The following is a 17150-nucleotide window of genomic DNA, read 5'->3' as shown; positions in this document are numbered from 1 at the left end:
ACCCGGCTTTGGTCGTAATAGCTTGAAAACGAAGTAAATTTATTGTGCATCGGGTCCTGAAGCATCTGGCGCGCGGCAGACAGCGGCGCGACATTCGGAATGCCCTTGGGATCCAGCAGCTTGAAGCCGGCAAGGTTCATGGGGGTGCCAAGGCTTTGCAGCATGGCGAACACCTTGTCGCGATTGAGCAGCTTGTTGTAGCCCTGCATCGCGCGTGGCATCTGATATCCATTGTCTTCAACGACATAGCGGATCTTGCGGCCGTGAACGCCGCCTTCCGCATTCACCCGGTCAAAGACCACGTTGGCGCCTTTTACTGCCGGAACGCCGACGGCGGCGAAAATGCCGGAGAGGTCGTTGACCGAACCAATGACGATTTCATCGTCGGTGACGCCCTGGGTTTCGGCGCTGGTCAATGTAGCCGTTGCCGTCAGGGCCGCGGCGGCGGCGAGCCTCAGAATTGTCTTTCTCATTTCTCTCCTCCCTTTTGGGTAATCCCATGTTTTATCAATACATATCTTCGATCAGATGTGCGTGTTTCATTTCAACGAAGCTCCGTTTCAGTTTCATCGTTGCGGTCAGTTCCTCGTCCTCGGCGGTGAGAAGGACATCGATCAGGCGGAAATCCTTGATCTGTTCGACGCGCGCAAACTCTTGATTTACTGCCTCAATTTCGGCTCCGATCAGGCTGCGAACCTCGGGTGCGGCACAAAGCGAGGCGAAGTTCGAAAACGGTATCTTGTGGTCCTGAGCGTATTTCTCGACGTTCTCCTGATCAATCATTATCAATGCCGTCAGATACTTGCGCCGGTCGCCGATGATCACTGCATCGGAAATATAGTGGCTGAATTTCAGGCGGCTTTCGATCTCGGCCGGCGTGATGTTCTTGCCGCCGGCGGTGATGATGATGTCTTTCAGGCGGCCGGTGATGGTGACAAAACCGTCGTCGTCCATACGCCCGATATCGCCCGTGCGAAGCCATCCGTCGGCGGTGAAGGTTTCGGCGGTTTTTTCATTGTTGCGCCAGTAACCCTGAAAAGTGTTCAAACCGTACACCTGTATTTCGCCGTCCTGTGCAATTCGTACATCGATTCCGGGTACGGCTTTCCCAATTGTACCGATCCGATTCTTGCCCGGCGTGTTGATCGTGGCGATGCCCGAGGTCTCGGTCATGCCGTACCCTTCGACCAGAGGAACCCCGATCGCCCAATACCATTTCAGCAACTCGGGCGAGATCGGGGCGGCGCCCGTTCCGCCGCGCCTTAACCTGTCCATGCCCAGCATCCGGCGCAGGTTGCGTAAAACCAGCCGGTCCCAGACCCAGAACCGGGCGGCCACGGAAGCGGGGACAGGCTCGTTCCGGAGGAGATAGCGCGCGCGCCTTTGTCCTGCTTGCAACGCCATGGCGAATGCGGCTTGGCCGATGGGCGTCGCCTCCTGCGCCATGATCAGGACCTGCGAGTAGATTTTTTCCCATACGCGCGGGACGGCGGTGAAGGTGTTGGGGGAGACCTCCTGCAGGTTGGCAAAAACCGTCTCGGGGCTTTCCGCGAAATTTACCGTGGATTTGGAGGCGAGCGGGAAATAGATCGAAACGTCGCGTTCCAGAATATGACAGAGCGGCAGGAAACATAGCTGTTCGTCGGTCTCGAACGAGGGCAGGCCGTGCGCACCCGCTTCGATGGCGGACAAAATGTTCTCGTTGCTGAGCATTGCGCCTTTGGGCAGTCCGGTGGTGCCGGAGGTGTAGATGAGCAAAGCGATGTCTTCGGGTTGCGCCAGGGCAATCTGGGCCTCGAACACACCGGGTTGATCCTGTTCGGCCTGACGACCTATTTCATACAAGTGGTCAATCATCATGCAGCGGGGGTGGTCGAGATCGTGCAGCCCCTCGTCTTCGAGAATGATCACCTTTGAAAGGCCCGGAACCTCGTCTTCGATCTGCAGGAACTTGTCCAGTTGCTCTTCGTCTTCGACGATCAGAAAGCGGCTGTCGCTGTCGGTGACCAGATAGGACAGCTGGCTGGCGGAATCGGTGGTGTAGACGCCCGATGCGATGCCGCCGACGCATTGGATCCCCATGTCGAACCAGGCCCATTCCTTGCGGTCTTCGGACAGGATCGAGACGACGTCGCCGCGTTGCAGGCCGAGCTTGCGCAGGGCCAGGCCGATCCATTTGGCGTGTTGCCAGTAATCCGCCCAGGAGTAGGATTTCCATATGCCGAAATCCTTTTCGCGATGCGCGGTCCGCTTGCCCAGTTCGGCACAACGTTTCTGGAACAATCCGGCGATGGTTGTGGTGCCGTCGACCAGAACCGGGCGCTGGCCCGGCGTGGCGTTGAAGCTGACACTGTTGATGAGGGTTTGCGCGGGCAGGCGGTTGGCGTCCATCTTGCTCACCTCCACGTCTTTTTGCGTTTCCAGCGCCGGTTTTCGCGCGCGCCTTCTTCCTGAACGCCCAGATAAAAGTTCTGGATGTCTTCGGATTTCATCAACTCGCTGGCGGGCCCATCCATGACGATCCGCCCGACCTCCATGACGTAACCGTCATGGGCCAGTTCAAGCGCGGCGCTGGCATTCTGCTCGACCAGCATCATCGTCATGTTCTGTTCCGTATTCAGGCGTTTTAGGATGGCGAAAATTTCCTGCACCAGAATGGGGGACAGGCCCAATGAGGGTTCGTCCAGCAGCATGATCTTGGGGTTTGCCATCAGGCCCCGGCCGATGGCCAGCATCTGTTGCTGTCCGCCCGACAGCGTTCCGGCCTCTTGATCGCGGCGGTCCCCGAGGATCGGGAAATAGGAAAAGACCATATCCCTGTCCCGTTCGATTTGTGTTTTGTTTTTAATGGTATAGGCCCCGAGGCTCAGGTTTTCGTCGACGGTGAGCAGGGGAAAGACCTCACGCCCTTCGGGAACGTGGACGATCCCCCTTTGCACCACCTTGTGCGGCTCGGACCCTTGTATTTCTTCGCCTTCGAAGGTGATCGTGCCTTTTTCCGGATCCATCACGCCCGAGACGGTCTTCATCAGCGTGGTCTTGCCCGCGCCGTTGGCGCCCAGAATCGAAACGATGCGCCCGGCATGCACATCAAGCGACACGCCGCGAATGGCCATGATCGGGCCATAGAAGCTTTCGACATTGCGGATCTTGAGGATGGGTTCGCTCATGATGCTTTCCCAAGGTATGCCTCGATCACGGCGGGGTGGGATTGCACCTGCGAGGGTGTTCCAAGGGCAAGTTTCGCGCCATCGGCCATGGCCAGCACACGGTCGGAGACGCCCGAGACAAGCCCCATGTCATGTTCGACCATCAAGACGGTAATGCCCATCTGGCGGCGGATATCGTCGATCCACCAGCGCATGTCGGTGGTTTCCTCGACCGAGAGCCCCGAGGCAGGTTCATCGAGCAGCAGCAGGCGCGGTTCCGTCGCCAGCGCGCGGGCGACCTCGACCACTTTGCGCACGCCATAGGGCAGGCCGGCGATCATCTTGTCGCGATAGGCCTGCAGGTCGAGGAAATCGATGATCTCTTCGACCTTTTCGCGGTTTTCCAGTTCCTGCCGTTTGGCCGAGGGAGTGAAAAACAGCTCGGTCAGCAGGTTGCTTTTGCGGTGGCGGTGCCGCCCGACCAGAAGGTTTTGCAGCACGGTGGCGTGTTCGAACAGTTCGATGTTCTGAAACGTCCGGGCCACGCCATAGGCCGCAACGCCCGATGGATTGACCGCCAGCAGGTCGTGGCCGTCAAACCGGACAGATCCCTGAGCTGGATCATAAAAGCGCGATATCAGGTTGAAAACGGTGGATTTTCCGGCGCCGTTGGGGCCGACGATTGCAAATACCTCGCCCTCGTGGACGGAAAAGGTCAGATCGTCCACCGCCGTCAGGCCGCCGAATTTAAGCGTGACGTGTTCCAGTTCCAGCAGGCTCATCTCAGACGCTCCGTTTTCAGATAGGATTTCTGTCGTCGGAACATGTCCTTGCGGTAAAAGGGGAAAAGTTCGAACCAGGTGCGGATCTTCAGCCAGCGGCCGTAGATGCCCATCGGTTCGAACAGGATGAAGGCGATGAGGATCATGCCGAAAACGCCGAATTCCAGGCCCGGGATGGCAACGGTGTTGCCGCCGATGACGGCGCCGACATATTCCTTGGCGATGGACAGGAACTGTGGCAGGAAGCCGATGACGATGGCGCCGAAGAATGCCCCGTGGATCGAGCCGAGGCCGCCAATGACGATCATCATCAGAAGCTGGATCGAGATCACCACGCTGAAGGTTTCGTTATTGAAGGCGCCGGAATAGAGCCCCATCAACGCTCCGGCCCAACCGGTGACGGCGCAGGAGATGCCGAACGAGACGGTCTTGGTGCGCGAGATATCGACGCCCATCGCCTGTGCCGACACCTCGGAGTCGCGCACGGCGATGAAGCTGCGGCCCAGCGGCGCTCGCAGCAGGTTGATATAGCCCAGCGTCACCAGAACGGTGACGATGAGGGTCAGCCAGTAGAACGGGACGGGCGTGCCCCAGCGATCGACGAGGACGCCAAAGATCTCGACCCCGCCAATGTACTTGCCCGCGACGCCGCCGGTGATCGGCTCGCTGAGGACGATGATGTCGTCCATCAGGATCGACAGCGCCAGCGTGAAGATCGCCAGGTAGATACCATGCAGACGCAGGGCAGGGATGGCGATTATCGCGCCCGCGATGCCGGTGATCAGCCCTGCCAAAGGGAAGGCGATGAGGAACGGCACGCCCGCCTCGATCAGGATGACGTTGGCATAGCAGCCGATGGCGAGAAACGCGGCATGGCCGAGGCTGGCCTGCCCGGTATGGCCGGTCAGGATCATCAGGCCCAGCCCGGCAATGGCCCAGATCAGGACGTTGGTCAACTCGCCCAGATAGAAATCGTCCAGCCACCACGGCGCGAGGGCGACAACGGCCAGCAGGACCAGATACAGACCGAGCTGATAGCCGTCTTTCCACGGGTGGATATCCTGCATGTAGTTGGTTTTGAACACGATCCGCATGGGGCTAGACCTTCTTGACGCGCACTTGGCTGAACAGGCCGTGCGGGCGGAAGATCAGGACCGCCAGCAAAAGCGCATAGGGGGCGATCTGGCTGTAGCCGGCGGCGATGTAGCGGCTGGCAAAGGGTTCGATGACGCCCACGATCAGCCCTCCCGCAAGCGCGCCCGGCAGGCTGCCGAAGCCGCCGATCACCGCCGCCGCAAAGGCCTTGATCCCCAAGAGCCCGGTATTGGGATCGACCGAACCCTTGGCGGCAAAGAGGATGCCCGCAACGGCCGCGACCGCACCGGCCAGGGCCCAGATCAGGCCCTGAATCCGTTTGACAGGAATGCCCATGTAATAAGCTGCCAGCTGGTTCTGCGAGGCGCCCTGCATCGCCAGACCCAGCCTGGTGCGGCTGAAAAAGACATAAAGACCCCAGGTGAGCAGAATGGTGACGATGATGACAGCGACATCCTCCATCCCCAGCACGAGGCCGCCAAAGCGCACCTCCTTGCCCGCCAGCGGGTTTTGCAGGGTCTGTGGTTCATGCCCCCAGATCAGACCGGCGACAAAGCGGATCACAAAGCCCAGTGCGATGGTCAGGATCACGACCGAGGTCTGGCTTTCGCCAAACATGCGCCGGATGATCAGGCGGTCGAGCAGATAGCCCAGACCAGCCATGATGCCCAAGGAGACCGGAAGCGCCAGCCAGAAAGGCAGGCCCATATATTCGGTGTTGGTCAGGCCGATGGTCACAAAGGCGCCCAGCATCATGAAATCGCCCTGCGCGAAGTTCACCGCCTCGGTCGCCTTGTAGATCAGCACAAAGCCAAGTGCGATCAGGCCGTAGACACAGCCGTTTGCCAGCCCGCTGATCAGCAGCTGCACGTTGTCCAACTTGTCCTCCCCGCGCCGGTGGGCCCGGCGTCCCTTGTCATGACCCGGCGCTCCTCACTTCGCCGGGGTCAAGGCCATATTACGGTGTGATCATCACCTTTCCATCCGTCTTTTCCAGGGCGCCCGCCAAGCCTGAAACAACCTTTCGCAATGGCAGATGGGCCGAGACGTCGGTTTTCCAGCGGCCATCGGCAAAACGGGCCTGCACCTCGGCCACAACGCGCATCTGGTCGGCGGGCGGTGTGTCCGTCATCCAGCTGGTCAGCCAGAACCCTTCGATCCGCTTGCCCATGAAGATGAGCTGCCCCATCTGCGTGAGGCTGGGTAACTCGGCGCTGAGCTTGCCGTAACTGATCCAGCGCGCATTGTTGGGCATCGCGGTAAAGACCTGTTCCGACACCTGGTCCGAGACGGCATCCAGAAACACGCGCGGTTTCAGATCCTTGCTGAGCGCCGCGAATTTCTGTGCAAACTCCGGATCAGAGGTGACCAGAACCTCGGCCGCGCCCAACTGTTTCAGTGCGTCTGCCGCTTCGGCGCGCCGGACGAGAGCGATGGGTTTCAGGCCCAGATCGCGCCCAAGGCTGCACATCAGCTTGCCCAGCTGGCTGGTTGCGGCGGAAAGCACAAATGCCTCGCCTTCGGTGCGGGCGATATCGACCATCGCCATGGCTGTCATGGGGTTCACGATCTGCGCCGCGCCGTCCTCGTCGGAGATATCGGGACGCAAGGGGATGCACATCTGCGCCTGTGTGACCACGTATTCCGCCCAGGCGCCGGCGCCAGCGGCGACAAAGGCCACGCGCTGTCCCTGCAACCCTTCGGCCCCGGTTCCGGTCGCGACCACGTCGCCACACCCTTCGAACCCCGCCGGAGCGCCCTTGACGCGGGGCTGGCCGTATTCGCCCTTGATGAAGTGCAGATCGGACGGGTTGACCGAAGCTGCGCGCAGACGGATCAGGACCTGTCCCGGCCCGGGGGTCGGCACCGGTATCTCGGCACCGGTCAGCCAGTCGGCGGCATCGGTGATTTCAGGTCCGGTCGCGGTGCCGGAAAAACCGTCATGCGTTTGCAGGATCGCGAACATGGTTTCGGGAAGATCGGTCATATCGGCAATCCTTGGCATCGGTCAGGCAAGCGAAAGGTCTCAACGGAGCAACGTCGGTTAAATCCTTGATTCGATATTGGTTTGGCTGTCTGGAGTGACGCAGGAGGTCGGGGCAGTCAGGGTCACAATCGGGTCCGGTTCTGGAAATGGATGATCCAACCCAAGCATGCGGCGCGGGCATTCGTCAATTTTGCGCTGTGATGACGTGGCGGAAATCGCGGCCCGGGGGGGCGTGGCGGACGTGGCCGCCAAACCCTTTTTGGTTATTGCGCCAGCAACTTTTTCAGCTCTTCGAACTTTTCGGCAAAGGTATCGGGCGCGGCCTTGATATCGGCAAGAATCGTCGCCGCTTCGGCTTTGACGGATTCGGTCAGCGGGCTGGCCTGAACCGCGGTCATCATTTTGTCGTAGTCGAACCCGGCCTCGGTCAGGATACCGCTGTCCTGCCAGGACTGGATCAGCGCATTGCCCTGATCGCCCAATGCGGCAATCTGTTCGTTTGCGGCCTGGGCGGCGGTATCGACGGCGGCGCTTGCCTGATCGGCCGCGTCAGAGGCTTGTTGAGAGACGGAGGATGCCGCCTCGTTGGCCTGTTGCGTCGCGTTCTGGACGGCTTCGCTTGCGGCTTCGGTTACGGCTTGTGCGGCTTCGCCGACGGCGTCGCCGGCCTCCTGCGCGGCATTTTCCAGACGCTCGGCAGGTGTGGGTTCGGGTCGTGTGAGAATGTAATAGGCACTGGCGCCTGCGGCGGCCAGTAGCACAGCTATGACAAGAATACGGGACATTCTGTTCTCCTTCAAATTCGCCCCAGACATGGCTTTCATTCTGAGGGCATTAAAGGGGAAGATTCAGGAAAATCCCGTCATTCCGGTGCGTTGAGCCATTCCTTGCTGAGTGTGCGGGGAAACTGGGCGGTAATATGCCATACGCGTGGCGGCCAAGCGAAAAAGGGGTCCGACACTATGTGTCGAACCCCTTTTCTAATCTGTTGGCTCCGGCGGTAGGGATCGAACCTACGACCAATTGATTAACAGTCAACTGCTCTACCGCTGAGCTACGCCGGAACGGTGCGCGCCGTATAGCAACACCGGTTTTCGGCGTCCAGAGGGTTCGGCACGGGAAACGCACATTTTTAACCACTGTGCCGGAACCGCGAGGCCGAAGACAGGGAATCGATCGGTTGAACTTTGGATTTCCCCAAAAGATCAACAAGATGAGCAAAAACATTGCGTTCGGCCGCGGGCAGAAGTGCCACGGGTGTGTCGGTATAGATGCGCTCTGCCAGTTCGCGGGCAGTGAGCGGGGTAGAGTCGAGTTGTTCCAGTATCGCGCGCTCACGTCCCAGCCTGTGCGAAATCAGCCAGTCGAGGCGACCCGCGGGGTCGATCACCGGGGCTCCATGGCCGGGGTGGAATACCGTCCAATCTTTTTTGCGCAACCGGCGGCAGGACGCCATGAAATCGGTCAGGTCGCCGTCCGGCGGAGACACCAGAGAGCTGGCCCAGCCCATCACGTGATCAGCGGTAAAGCAGTGACCGCGCCACGCCAAGGCTATGTGATTGCCAAGATGTCCGGGTGTGTGGATGACTTCCAGTTCCCAACCGTCACCCTGGACGATCTCGCCGTCCGCGACCTCGACACCCGGGCGAAAGTCTTTGTCGATGCCTTCGCCGCCACCAGCCATGCCGTCGGCGGCAAGTTCCCTCATCACGGCGCTGCGCCCGGCCTCTGGCCCACCAAAGGCGAAGACGGTTGCTCCGGTTTGTTCGGCCAAAGGGGCGGCCAGCGGCGAATGATCCAGATGTGTGTGGGTGACGAAAATATGGCTGATGCGTTGGCCGGGCAGCAATGCGGCTTGAATGGCGGCCAGGTGGGCCTTCTGCAATGGACCCGGATCGATAATTGCAAGATCGGTATGCCCCACCAGGTAGGTGTTGGTGCCGCGATAGGTCATGGGAGAGGGGTTGGGGGCGAGGATGCGGCGCAGGCCCGGTTCAAGTTCGAAGGGTACGCCGACAGGCGGTTGGAAATCGTCGGGCGGTTGCATCTTGACCTCTTCCTCTTGTTCCGGTGGCCCGCTACGCTTAGCGCATGTCCTTCCGCTGGCTCAAACCTTATATGCCGCGTAGTCTCTATGCACGAGCGGCCCTGATCCTGGCTCTGCCGATGGTGGTGGTTCTGCTGGTGGTTGCGGTAGCGTTTCTGCAGCGCCATCTGGAAGACGTTACCATGCAGATGACGCTGACGGTGTCGCGCGAAATCAGTTTGCTGCAGGATCAGATGCAGGGCACCTCGAACCGGCAAGACGCGCTTGCCAAAATGGGGCCGACACTGAATGCGCTTGACATGCAGGCGCGGTTTTTGGAAATGCCGGAGGTTCCCGATGTGGATACGCGGCGCTGGTACGATCTGACCGGAAAGATCGTGCAGGAAAACATACACCGGCTGTTGCCTGATGCGAGAGCTGTGCTTTTGCCCAGCAGCCGTGAAACCGTGCTGATTCTGAACACGCGTCTTGGCGCGTTGCAGTTGACGTTCGACCGTCGCCGCCTGTCGCCCGCAGCACCTCATCAGTTGATCGTGACGATGGTGTTTTTTGCAGTGCTGATGACGTCGATTTCCTTTCTTTACATGCGTAACCAGCTCAAACCCATTGCCAAACTGGCGGACGCGGCGCAGGCGTTCGGGCGGGGTAGAGTGGTGCCCTATTCACCACGAGGCGCGATAGAGGTGCGTACCGCCGGCAGCGCGTTTCTGGACATGCGCGCCCGGATCGAACGGCAGATCGAACAACGTACCCTGATGCTGTCTGGCGTGAGCCACGATCTGCGCACGCCGCTGACACGTCTGAAACTCGGGCTTGCGATGATGCCCGACGACGAGGCGGCGCCGCTATTGCAGGACGTCGATGAAATGCAGCGTTTGCTGGACACATTTCTTGATTTCACGCGAGGAGCCTCGGAAGGCGCACCCGAAGTGGTCGACATAGCATCGTTGCTGGGCCAGATCGTCGAGGATGCCAGGCGGGCAGGGCGTCAGGTGGAATTGGGCACATGCGAGGGTTCGGAGCCTGTGACATTGCGCCCGACGGCGATTCGACGGGCGGTCGAGAACCTGATCGGCAATGCGGTGCGCTACGGCACGAGGGCCGACGTGAGCTGTGCCGTCACGTCGAAATCCTTGCGCATTCGGGTCGAGGACGATGGGCCGGGCATCCCGGTCGAACAGCGCGGCGAGGCGATCAAACCATTCGCGCGGCTTGATCCCGCGCGCAATCAGAATCAGGGCGGCGGTGTCGGGCTGGGCCTGGCCATTGTCGCCGATGTGGCCCGTGCCCATGGGGGAATGTTGCGGTTGGGCGAAAGCGAAAAGCTGGGCGGTTTGCGCGCGGATATCGTTATCGCTCGGTAAAAGCCGGAGCGCTTTGGCAGATCGGATGGTATAAGGGGAATGCGCCCGGTGCGAATGAACCCAATTTACCGAGACGCCAGCCAAGGAGGGATAGAATGCCGCAATTCAATGACATGTTCGAGTTGTCGGTCGAGGATGTGGATCTGATCGAAATGGCCTTGCGGACCGCCTCGGCGTCTATTTCACACCGACCGGCGGAAGAGGATGACGCAAACCGAGCCAAACGCGCAGAAACCGTGCGCCGAATCCATGACCTGCTAGGCCGATTGCACGATCAGAAGATTTTCTATCGTCCAAAGGACGGTGTCTATGTCGGCGGCTAAAAACGCAGTTTTCGTAAGTGAAAAGGGCGGATTGGTAGGCCCGGAGGGACTCGAACCCCCAACCAAAGCGTTATGAGCGCTCTGCTCTAACCAATTGAGCTACAGGCCCGCCTGAGCGCATTGCGTATCACGCGTGTCGCCCGCGTCAAGCCTGACCGTTGCATGCAGGCGCACAATCGACTAACCCGCGCTCAAAGCATTCATGAGGGTTCAGCCATGACAACGGGCAAAAGCGGCATGACGTATGCCGATGCGGGCGTGGATATCGATGCGGGCAACGCACTGGTCGACCGTATCAAACCTGCGGCAAAGCGAACCGACCGGCCTGGCGTGGCAAGCGGGCTGGGCGGTTTTGGCGCGTTGTTCGACCTCAAGGCGGCTGGATACAGCGACCCGATTCTGGTGGGGGCAACCGATGGTGTCGGCACCAAGCTGCGGATTGCCATTGATACCGGGGTGGTTGACGGGGTCGGCATCGATCTGGTGGCGATGTGCGTGAACGATCTGATCTGTCAGGGCGCGGAACCTTTGTTTTTCCTTGATTATTTCGCAACAGGAAAGCTGGAGACGGAAACGGCCGCGCGGATCATCGAAGGTATTGCCGAAGGCTGCGTGCGCTCGGGCTGTGCACTGATCGGTGGTGAGACGGCAGAAATGCCCGGGATGTATCCGGCGGGGGATTTCGACCTGGCAGGTTTTGCTGTCGGCGCGATGGAGCGCGGAACGGCGCTGCCTGCGGGCGTGCAGGAGGGTGACGTGCTGCTTGGGCTGGCCTCGGACGGGGTCCATTCCAATGGCTATTCATTGGTTCGCCGGTTGGTGGAACATTCCGGACTTAACTGGGAATCGGAGTGTCCATTTGCCGAAGGCGCGATGGGAAAGGTGCTGCTGACGCCGACTCGGCTTTACGTGAAATCTGCTCTGGCGGCGATCCGGGAGGGGGGCGTGCATGCGCTGGCCCATATCACCGGCGGTGGGCTTACCGAGAACCTGCCGCGGGTCCTGCCGGAAGGCGCTGGAGCGACCATTGACCTTGATGCGTGGGATCTGCCACCCGTGTTCCGGTGGATGGCCGAAACCGGTGGTATAGCCGAGGCCGAGATGCTCAAGACCTTCAATTGCGGTGTAGGCATGATTGTTGTCTGTGCGCCGGACAAAGCCGATGATCTGGCCGCGCTGCTGCGGGCCGAAGGGGAAACCGTATCGCGCATCGGCAGCGTAACCGGAACACCCGGTGTGACTTACACAGGCGCGCTGTTGTGAGTCATAAGCGCGTTGCCATCCTGATATCCGGGGGGGGGTCGAACATGGTGTCGCTGGTCGACAGCATGTCCGGTGACCACCCGGCGCGACCGTGCCTTGTGATGTCGAACGACGCGCAGGCCGGCGGATTGCAGAAGGCGGCGGATCGCGGTGTGCCGACCGCAGTTGTCGATCATAGGCCTTTTGGCGGGGATCGCGCGGCGTTTGAGGCCGAACTGGTGAAACCGTTGCTGGAGGCCGCAGTCGACATTGTCTGTCTCGCCGGGTTCATGCGCGTGCTCACAGGCGGGTTCGTGTCACAGTTTCAGGGACGGATGCTGAATATCCATCCCTCGCTTCTCCCCAAGTACAAGGGGCTCAACACCCATGCGCGCGCCATCGCGGCGGGTGACGCCGAACACGGCTGCACCGTGCACGAGGTGACCGCAGCGCTGGATGACGGCCCCATTCTGGGGCAGGCGCGAATTCAGATCGAACCCGGCGATACGCCCGAATCCCTCGCGGCGCGGGTGCTGAAGTGGGAACATAAACTTTATCCGGCGGTTTTGCGGCGGTTCTCTTCTGGCAACACAACGCCGGTTCTGTTGCCGTGATCCCTTGTCGGCGTTTACAGCCGCGCCAGCTTTGTCCTATGGTTCAGGAATTGCTCGGGGATGTGTGGGGTCTTTGAGTTTTGGAATGAATAAAAAGTGCAAGAAACAAAACCGCTTATGAAAACCCTTACCACCACGCCCGAGCTTGCGGAATTCTGCAAGGCCGCCGCCGCGCACCCTTATGTCACCGTCGATACCGAGTTTCTTCGCGAGCGGACCTATTACTCGAAACTGTGTCTCGTTCAATTGGCCCTTCCCGCCGAGGGGGAGGACAGCGCCGTGCTGGTCGATCCGTTGGCGGAAGGGATGTCGCTGGAACCGTTGCTGGAACTGTTTCGCAACGAAAATGTGGTCAAAGTGTTTCATGCGGCGCGGCAGGATCTGGAAATATTCTGGGTCGAATCCGGTGTATTCCCCGAACCGTTGTTCGATACCCAGGTGGCCGCGATGGTATGCGGATTTGGCGAGCAGGTAGGCTATGAAACCCTTGTGCGCAAGATCTGCAAGCAGGGGGTGGACAAGACCTCGCGGTTTACCGACTGGTCGCGCCGCCCACTGACCGACGCGCAAAAGACCTATGCGCTGGCGGACGTGACGCATTTGCGCAAGATCTATGAGTTCCTGGCGGCGGAGCTGAAGAAAACCAGACGGGACCACTGGGTTGCGGAAGAATTGCAGATCCTGACCGATCCGGCCACGTATGACATTCGCCCCGAAGAGGCGTGGCGTCGCATCAAGACACGCACGAATTCGGCCAAGTTCCTTGCAATGGTTCGGGAACTGGCCAAATTCCGCGAAGCTTATGCGCAGGAAAACAATGTTCCGCGCAACCGGGTCTTCAAGGACGACGCTTTGATCGAACTGGCCTCGACCAAGCCCAGAACCCCGGCCGATCTGGGGGGGTCACGCCTGCTGCTGCGCGAGGCGCGAAAAGGGGCCATTGCCGATGGCATTCTGGCGGCGGTGGCGCAGGGTATTGAATGTCCCCCGGACAAACTGCCAAAGATCGACAAGAGCCGGGACAAGATTCAGGTCAACCCCGCCTTGGCCGATCTGCTGCGAGTGCTTCTGAAATCGAAAACTGAAAGCGCAGGTGTTGCTGCAAAACTGATCGCCAACAGCGCCGAGCTTGATTTGATTGCGGCCGGAGAACGCGATGTACCATCGCTGTCGGGGTGGCGGTATGAAGTGTTCGGAGAAGACGCCCTGCGGCTTTGCGACGGTCAGATTGCGCTGGCAGCCAAAGGGCAGACCGTTCGGGTCGTTCCGCTGGGCTGACCGGCGTCAGCGCCTGCGGGTTTCGCGAGCGTTTTGCGCAGCCGAGACGCGGATGAGCCGAATACCCTCAAGATCCTGTTTGCTCAGATTGACCGCCTCGGTGATTGTGCGAGTGCGTTCCGTCCCTTGCGCGGTGGCATAATCGGGATAGACAACGCGGAATGTGAAGGCGAGAACGCCGTTCTTTTGATCTTCTTCGGATGAATTCAGCCGCAATTGTGCGTCATAGGCACCCTGTCGGGCAGCAACGCCTGTTGCAACCAGTATCGCGCCGGTCGATGTGGGATCCACCCGGAGCTCGGTAACCGTGGCAATAGGAACGCTGATGTCCACGGCTTCAGGCCCATCAAACAGACCTTTGCCGCCTCTTTGCGGGATCAGTGCGTTGGTTTCATCAACCTGTGTTGGTTCGCTTGGCGTGCTTTTGCCGAACCAGTTGGACGGATTTGCGCGAGAGTCGCGCCAACTGCCGCAGGCAGACAGCGTCAAAGCGGCAACCATAAGGAGAACTGGCAAAGATTTGTTCATGACAACCAACACGTTGAAGGAGCAACCTGAAAACGGGTTAGCCTAAATGAACCGGCTTGAAAAGACGTGGCGGGGCTGGACACGGCCCTGGCGCGGGCTTAGGTCACAGTTTGACGAAGATTTGAGAGGATCGCCGCATGGCCAGCCCCGCCTTTGAGGAAATTGTCGAAGACTTCGAGTTCCTGGAGGACTGGGAAGACCGCTATCGTCATGTGATCGAGCAGGGCAAGGCGATGGAGCCCCTTGACGAGGCGCTCAAGGTACCCGCGACCAAGGTGCATGGCTGCGCCAGTCAGGTTTGGTTGCATCCGACCATCGAAAACGGAGTTTTCAGTTTTGATGGTGACAGTGATGCCCTGATCGTGCGCGGCTTGATCGCGGTTTTGCGCTCGCTTTACAATGGCTTGCCAGTGGGTGAGGTTCCCAAGGTCGACGCACGGGCGGAACTGGAGCGGTTGGGTCTGAACGAGCATCTGTCGGCCCAGCGGTCAAATGGTCTGCGCTCGATGATCGAACGTATCCGCGATGTCGCATCAGAGAACGTGTGAGCGGTGCCTTTATTCTGAAACCCGCTCAGACCAATCGGTAAGCGTGGTTTCCAGATCGCCATAACCGGTGAAGCGATATTCGAATTCCAGCCCCATCCGCGCGGCGCAGGCCTTTGCCTTTTCGACCAATGCCGGATCGTTCGTCTGCGCCTGATAGACCAGTTTGGTGTAATTGCCAAAATACATGTCCCTGAGCTGTGGATGGCGATCAAGCCCCAAAGGTTTCCATACGAACGCATCAAACTGACGGGTCAGGAAATCGGTGAGGTAAAACGCCGTCGTGTCACTTTCGTCGCGCGCCGAAAAAGCGTCATTACCTTCGAAAAAGGAATAGCAGTGTGGTCCGGCAACCATTTCGACACCCAGATCGTCACAGGCCCGCTGCAACAAGCCTCCGGTCCCGCAATCGGCGTAGACAACAAAGATCTTCTCGTATTTGGATCTATGCTTGGCGACCGCTTGTTGTACCGCCTCGGTGATTTTTTCCGGTGTGACGTGAAGGATAGCTGGCAGGCAGGTGAGATCCATGTGATCCCATCCATTGCGGTCGCGGATGTCCAGGATTTCCCGCGCCAGCGCGCCACATGCGACCAGCAGGATACGCCCCGAGCTGGTCTTTGCGTCGAACCCGGTGGTCGTAAGATGGCGATCCTGGGGCGGTTGATGTGCGGTCAATCGAGATCTCCTTGTGCGTTGCACTCAGAGTTACCTTCATTGACCGCCGGGGCAAGTCCTGTTCCGACACTGGAAATCAGGCAACCGACACCTGAGTTTCAAACGTAGACAAAGTGGGGCGGGCACTGGGGCCATATGAGGCCAGTCCGTTTGCTTCCATTTCAGGAAAGAGAGACAGGATTTCCTGTTGCGTCGCCTTTTCCATGCTGTTCCAAGCCAATTCGCCGGGATGAAAGCTTTCGCTTATGCACCCATCGGCCCAGATCAACTCGTGACGATCGAAAAGCAGGTGGAAATAGGTGATGCTACCCCCGGGCTGCAACACGATATTCTTGCCGTCGATCAGCGACTTGGCAGGTGCCAGCGCTTCGCGCTGGCCCGTATGAAGTTCGACTTTCCAGTTGCGCACCAGCATGCGGTGTTGTTGCGAGACCAAAAGATCCCGGGTGTTGCCAATGGCGCCTGCGCGGAACAGCACCGGAGCATATGCGCCGGTTGCCTCTACCGTACGGCTGCCGATCCAGCGCAACTCCTGCGGGCCGCTATCCAGTGTACAGATTTGGTCGTCGGGTCTGAGGGTTTCGACGCGCTTCCAGCCTTTGGCGGTCTTGATACGTGTACCTTTGGCGAAACAGGTGACTATGTTCCATGCTTGCCGATCAGCGTTGGTGCCGGCAATGCCTGTGTTTCGTGCAACGCTGTCCAGAGAAATCGATTGTATAGCGCCGGCTTCGAGAGCATCCTGATCGGTATTGGGCGAGAATTCGGGTACGAGATAGGTATTTCCATCAACGTCTTGCGAAATCACAGCGGATATCGTGGCAGTTGAGCCATCGACATAAGTCAGCGTGGCATTGTAAATTGCCACGCCGTCAAAGGTTTGCGCTGGACCATTGTCGATGGAGAATTGCTCGAACGGTGGGTTGTTCATGTCATAGAACGTGCCGACATCCCCGACAGGACTCCAGGTAACAGCGTTTGTATACAATGGCTCGGTTTCGCTTCCGACCGTGAGACCAACAAGAGCCTCTGCATTTTCTGCGTTGTTGTTACTTTCGACAGTGTCGATCTCGGAAAATGTACCCAGAAAAATAGCGTTGAATGTAGTTGGCATGTGAACCCCTGGAACTTTTAACTATCGCTAAATAACAAGGGGTTAAGATGGGGTAAATTAGGTGGTCGGGGATTGTGGTGCGGTTCACGCACTTGTCATAGGAAAAGGCCGCTCCGTGATCGGGCGGCCTTTTCATAGAGTTGGTGGGGTGTTTCAGCCAGCCATCTGGTTGTGCTTGCGCGAGACGAAATCCTTGGCGGTTTCAACCGCAACTGCCGCGTCACGGCAATAGGCGTCAGCGCCGATGGCCTTGCCAAATTCCTCGTTCAGCGGGGCACCGCCGACCAGAACGATGTATTCGTCACGCAGGCCTTGTTCGACCAGGGTGTCGATCACGACCTTCATATACGGCATGGTGGTGGTCAGCAGAGCGGACATGCCCAGAATGTCGGGCTTTTCGTTCT

19 protein-coding genes and 2 tRNA genes are annotated in these 17150 nt (G+C 59.3%); 6 read left to right on the top strand and 15 right to left on the bottom strand.

Annotation, left to right across the window (positions count from 1 at the left end; translation table 11 throughout):
• The 10 genes from AC2FNB_RS17580 to AC2FNB_RS17535 form a co-directional block, all read right to left on the bottom strand.
• Positions 1-473 (bottom strand): ABC transporter substrate-binding protein (locus AC2FNB_RS17580; RefSeq protein WP_496748244.1); only part of this gene is annotated, 473 nt, incomplete at its 3' end.
• A gap of 34 nt (positions 474-507) precedes the next feature.
• On the bottom strand, positions 508-2391 hold the full coding sequence (locus AC2FNB_RS17575; RefSeq protein WP_496748245.1) for an AMP-dependent synthetase/ligase: 1884 nt from the start codon (positions 2389-2391) through the stop codon (positions 508-510).
• 5 nt (positions 2392-2396) lie between these two features.
• Positions 2397-3170 carry an ABC transporter ATP-binding protein gene (locus AC2FNB_RS17570; RefSeq protein WP_480749999.1) on the bottom strand — a complete coding sequence of 258 codons (774 nt, stop codon included), beginning with the start codon at positions 3168-3170 and terminating at the stop codon, positions 2397-2399.
• Positions 3167-3931 carry an ABC transporter ATP-binding protein gene (locus tag AC2FNB_RS17565; RefSeq protein ID WP_496748243.1) on the bottom strand — a complete coding sequence of 255 codons (765 nt, stop codon included), beginning with the start codon at positions 3929-3931 and terminating at the stop codon, positions 3167-3169. Before AC2FNB_RS17565 ends, AC2FNB_RS17570 begins: the two co-directional genes overlap by 4 nt.
• Positions 3928-5025 (bottom strand): branched-chain amino acid ABC transporter permease, encoded by a 1098-nt coding sequence (locus tag AC2FNB_RS17560; RefSeq protein WP_496748242.1) that lies wholly within the window; start codon positions 5023-5025, stop codon positions 3928-3930. Before AC2FNB_RS17560 ends, AC2FNB_RS17565 begins: the two co-directional genes overlap by 4 nt.
• A 4-nt stretch (positions 5026-5029) precedes the next feature.
• Complete coding sequence (locus AC2FNB_RS17555) at positions 5030-5905, bottom strand: branched-chain amino acid ABC transporter permease (RefSeq protein ID WP_480750002.1); 876 nt, start codon at positions 5903-5905, stop codon at positions 5030-5032.
• A 79-nt stretch (positions 5906-5984) separates the two neighbouring features.
• Entirely contained in the window at positions 5985-7013 is a 1029-nt protein-coding gene (locus AC2FNB_RS17550; protein WP_496748241.1) for an alcohol dehydrogenase catalytic domain-containing protein, read from the bottom strand.
• Between the two features lie 263 nt (positions 7014-7276).
• Positions 7277-7798 carry a hypothetical protein gene (locus AC2FNB_RS17545; RefSeq protein ID WP_480750004.1) on the bottom strand — a complete coding sequence of 174 codons (522 nt, stop codon included), beginning with the start codon at positions 7796-7798 and terminating at the stop codon, positions 7277-7279.
• Positions 7799-8002: 204 nt separating this feature from the next.
• Positions 8003-8077: transfer RNA gene (locus AC2FNB_RS17540), tRNA-Asn, on the bottom strand.
• Between the two features lie 68 nt (positions 8078-8145).
• Positions 8146-9060 (bottom strand): MBL fold metallo-hydrolase, encoded by a 915-nt coding sequence (locus AC2FNB_RS17535; protein ID WP_480750442.1) that lies wholly within the window; start codon positions 9058-9060, stop codon positions 8146-8148.
• A gap of 44 nt (positions 9061-9104) precedes the next feature.
• Here AC2FNB_RS17535 and AC2FNB_RS17530 point away from each other — a divergent pair, with 44 nt between their 5' ends.
• Positions 9105-10424 carry an ATP-binding protein gene (locus AC2FNB_RS17530; RefSeq protein ID WP_496748240.1) on the top strand — a complete coding sequence of 440 codons (1320 nt, stop codon included), beginning with the start codon at positions 9105-9107 and terminating at the stop codon, positions 10422-10424.
• A 95-nt stretch (positions 10425-10519) separates the two neighbouring features.
• Positions 10520-10747 (top strand): hypothetical protein, encoded by a 228-nt coding sequence (locus tag AC2FNB_RS17525; RefSeq protein ID WP_480750444.1) that lies wholly within the window; start codon positions 10520-10522, stop codon positions 10745-10747.
• 32 nt (positions 10748-10779) lie between these two features.
• Here the strand turns inward: AC2FNB_RS17525 and AC2FNB_RS17520 are convergent.
• Positions 10780-10856, bottom strand: a tRNA-Ile gene (locus AC2FNB_RS17520).
• 107 nt (positions 10857-10963) lie between these two features.
• On the opposite strand from AC2FNB_RS17520, the gene purM reads away from it, so the two are divergent.
• From purM to rnd, 3 genes are all read left to right on the top strand, one after another.
• On the top strand, positions 10964-12010 hold the full coding sequence (gene purM, locus AC2FNB_RS17515) for a phosphoribosylformylglycinamidine cyclo-ligase (protein WP_480750445.1): 1047 nt from the start codon (positions 10964-10966) through the stop codon (positions 12008-12010).
• Positions 12007-12603, top strand: coding sequence for a phosphoribosylglycinamide formyltransferase (purN, locus tag AC2FNB_RS17510; RefSeq protein ID WP_496748239.1), 597 nt, complete (start codon positions 12007-12009; stop codon positions 12601-12603). The genes purM and purN overlap by 4 nt, the downstream gene beginning before the upstream one ends.
• 117 nt (positions 12604-12720) lie before the next feature.
• On the top strand, positions 12721-13881 hold the full coding sequence (rnd, locus tag AC2FNB_RS17505; protein ID WP_480750447.1) for a ribonuclease D: 1161 nt from the start codon (positions 12721-12723) through the stop codon (positions 13879-13881).
• A gap of 6 nt (positions 13882-13887) precedes the next feature.
• On the opposite strand, the gene AC2FNB_RS17500 is transcribed toward rnd, so the two are convergent.
• Positions 13888-14397 (bottom strand): hypothetical protein, encoded by a 510-nt coding sequence (locus tag AC2FNB_RS17500; protein ID WP_480750448.1) that lies wholly within the window; start codon positions 14395-14397, stop codon positions 13888-13890.
• 149 nt (positions 14398-14546) lie between these two features.
• On the opposite strand from AC2FNB_RS17500, the gene AC2FNB_RS17495 reads away from it, so the two are divergent.
• Entirely contained in the window at positions 14547-14957 is a 411-nt protein-coding gene (locus AC2FNB_RS17495; protein ID WP_480750449.1) for a SufE family protein, read from the top strand.
• Positions 14958-14966: 9 nt separating this feature from the next.
• Here AC2FNB_RS17495 and AC2FNB_RS17490 read toward each other — a convergent pair whose 3' ends face one another.
• From AC2FNB_RS17490 to AC2FNB_RS17480, 3 genes are all read right to left on the bottom strand, one after another.
• Complete coding sequence (locus tag AC2FNB_RS17490) at positions 14967-15632, bottom strand: DUF1638 domain-containing protein (RefSeq protein WP_496748238.1); 666 nt, start codon at positions 15630-15632, stop codon at positions 14967-14969.
• A gap of 76 nt (positions 15633-15708) precedes the next feature.
• Positions 15709-16746 carry a Hint domain-containing protein gene (locus tag AC2FNB_RS17485; protein ID WP_496748236.1) on the bottom strand — a complete coding sequence of 346 codons (1038 nt, stop codon included), beginning with the start codon at positions 16744-16746 and terminating at the stop codon, positions 15709-15711.
• Positions 16747-16899: 153 nt separating this feature from the next.
• The coding region (locus AC2FNB_RS17480; RefSeq protein WP_496748234.1) for a cobalamin-dependent protein at positions 16900-17150 on the bottom strand (251 nt) is incomplete at its 5' end.

This window comes from Ruegeria sp. BHSB058 (assembly GCF_059613285.1).
The sequence above is the reverse complement of the archived record's forward strand: the minus strand, read 5'-3'. Positions and strand labels throughout refer to the sequence as shown.

What these genes read in the sequence shown, in the direction of transcription:
- rnd (WP_480750447.1), top strand. Translation starts at nt 12,721, where the DNA reads ATGAAAACCCTTACCACCACGCCCGAGCTTGCGGAATTCTGCAAGGCC.
- AC2FNB_RS17530 (WP_496748240.1), top strand. Translation starts at nt 9,105, where the DNA reads ATGTCCTTCCGCTGGCTCAAACCTTATATGCCGCGTAGTCTCTATGCA.
- AC2FNB_RS17575 (WP_496748245.1), bottom strand. Translation starts at nt 2,391, where the DNA reads ATGGACGCCAACCGCCTGCCCGCGCAAACCCTCATCAACAGTGTCAGC.
- AC2FNB_RS17560 (WP_496748242.1), bottom strand. Translation starts at nt 5,025, where the DNA reads ATGCGGATCGTGTTCAAAACCAACTACATGCAGGATATCCACCCGTGG.
- AC2FNB_RS17570 (WP_480749999.1), bottom strand. Translation starts at nt 3,170, where the DNA reads ATGAGCGAACCCATCCTCAAGATCCGCAATGTCGAAAGCTTCTATGGC.
- AC2FNB_RS17550 (WP_496748241.1), bottom strand. Translation starts at nt 7,013, where the DNA reads ATGACCGATCTTCCCGAAACCATGTTCGCGATCCTGCAAACGCATGAC.
- AC2FNB_RS17535 (WP_480750442.1), bottom strand. Translation starts at nt 9,060, where the DNA reads ATGCAACCGCCCGACGATTTCCAACCGCCTGTCGGCGTACCCTTCGAA.
- purM (WP_480750445.1), top strand. Translation starts at nt 10,964, where the DNA reads ATGACAACGGGCAAAAGCGGCATGACGTATGCCGATGCGGGCGTGGAT.
- AC2FNB_RS17485 (WP_496748236.1), bottom strand. Translation starts at nt 16,746, where the DNA reads ATGCCAACTACATTCAACGCTATTTTTCTGGGTACATTTTCCGAGATC.
- AC2FNB_RS17525 (WP_480750444.1), top strand. Translation starts at nt 10,520, where the DNA reads ATGCCGCAATTCAATGACATGTTCGAGTTGTCGGTCGAGGATGTGGAT.
- AC2FNB_RS17565 (WP_496748243.1), bottom strand. Translation starts at nt 3,931, where the DNA reads ATGAGCCTGCTGGAACTGGAACACGTCACGCTTAAATTCGGCGGCCTG.
- AC2FNB_RS17495 (WP_480750449.1), top strand. Translation starts at nt 14,547, where the DNA reads ATGGCCAGCCCCGCCTTTGAGGAAATTGTCGAAGACTTCGAGTTCCTG.
- AC2FNB_RS17545 (WP_480750004.1), bottom strand. Translation starts at nt 7,798, where the DNA reads ATGTCCCGTATTCTTGTCATAGCTGTGCTACTGGCCGCCGCAGGCGCC.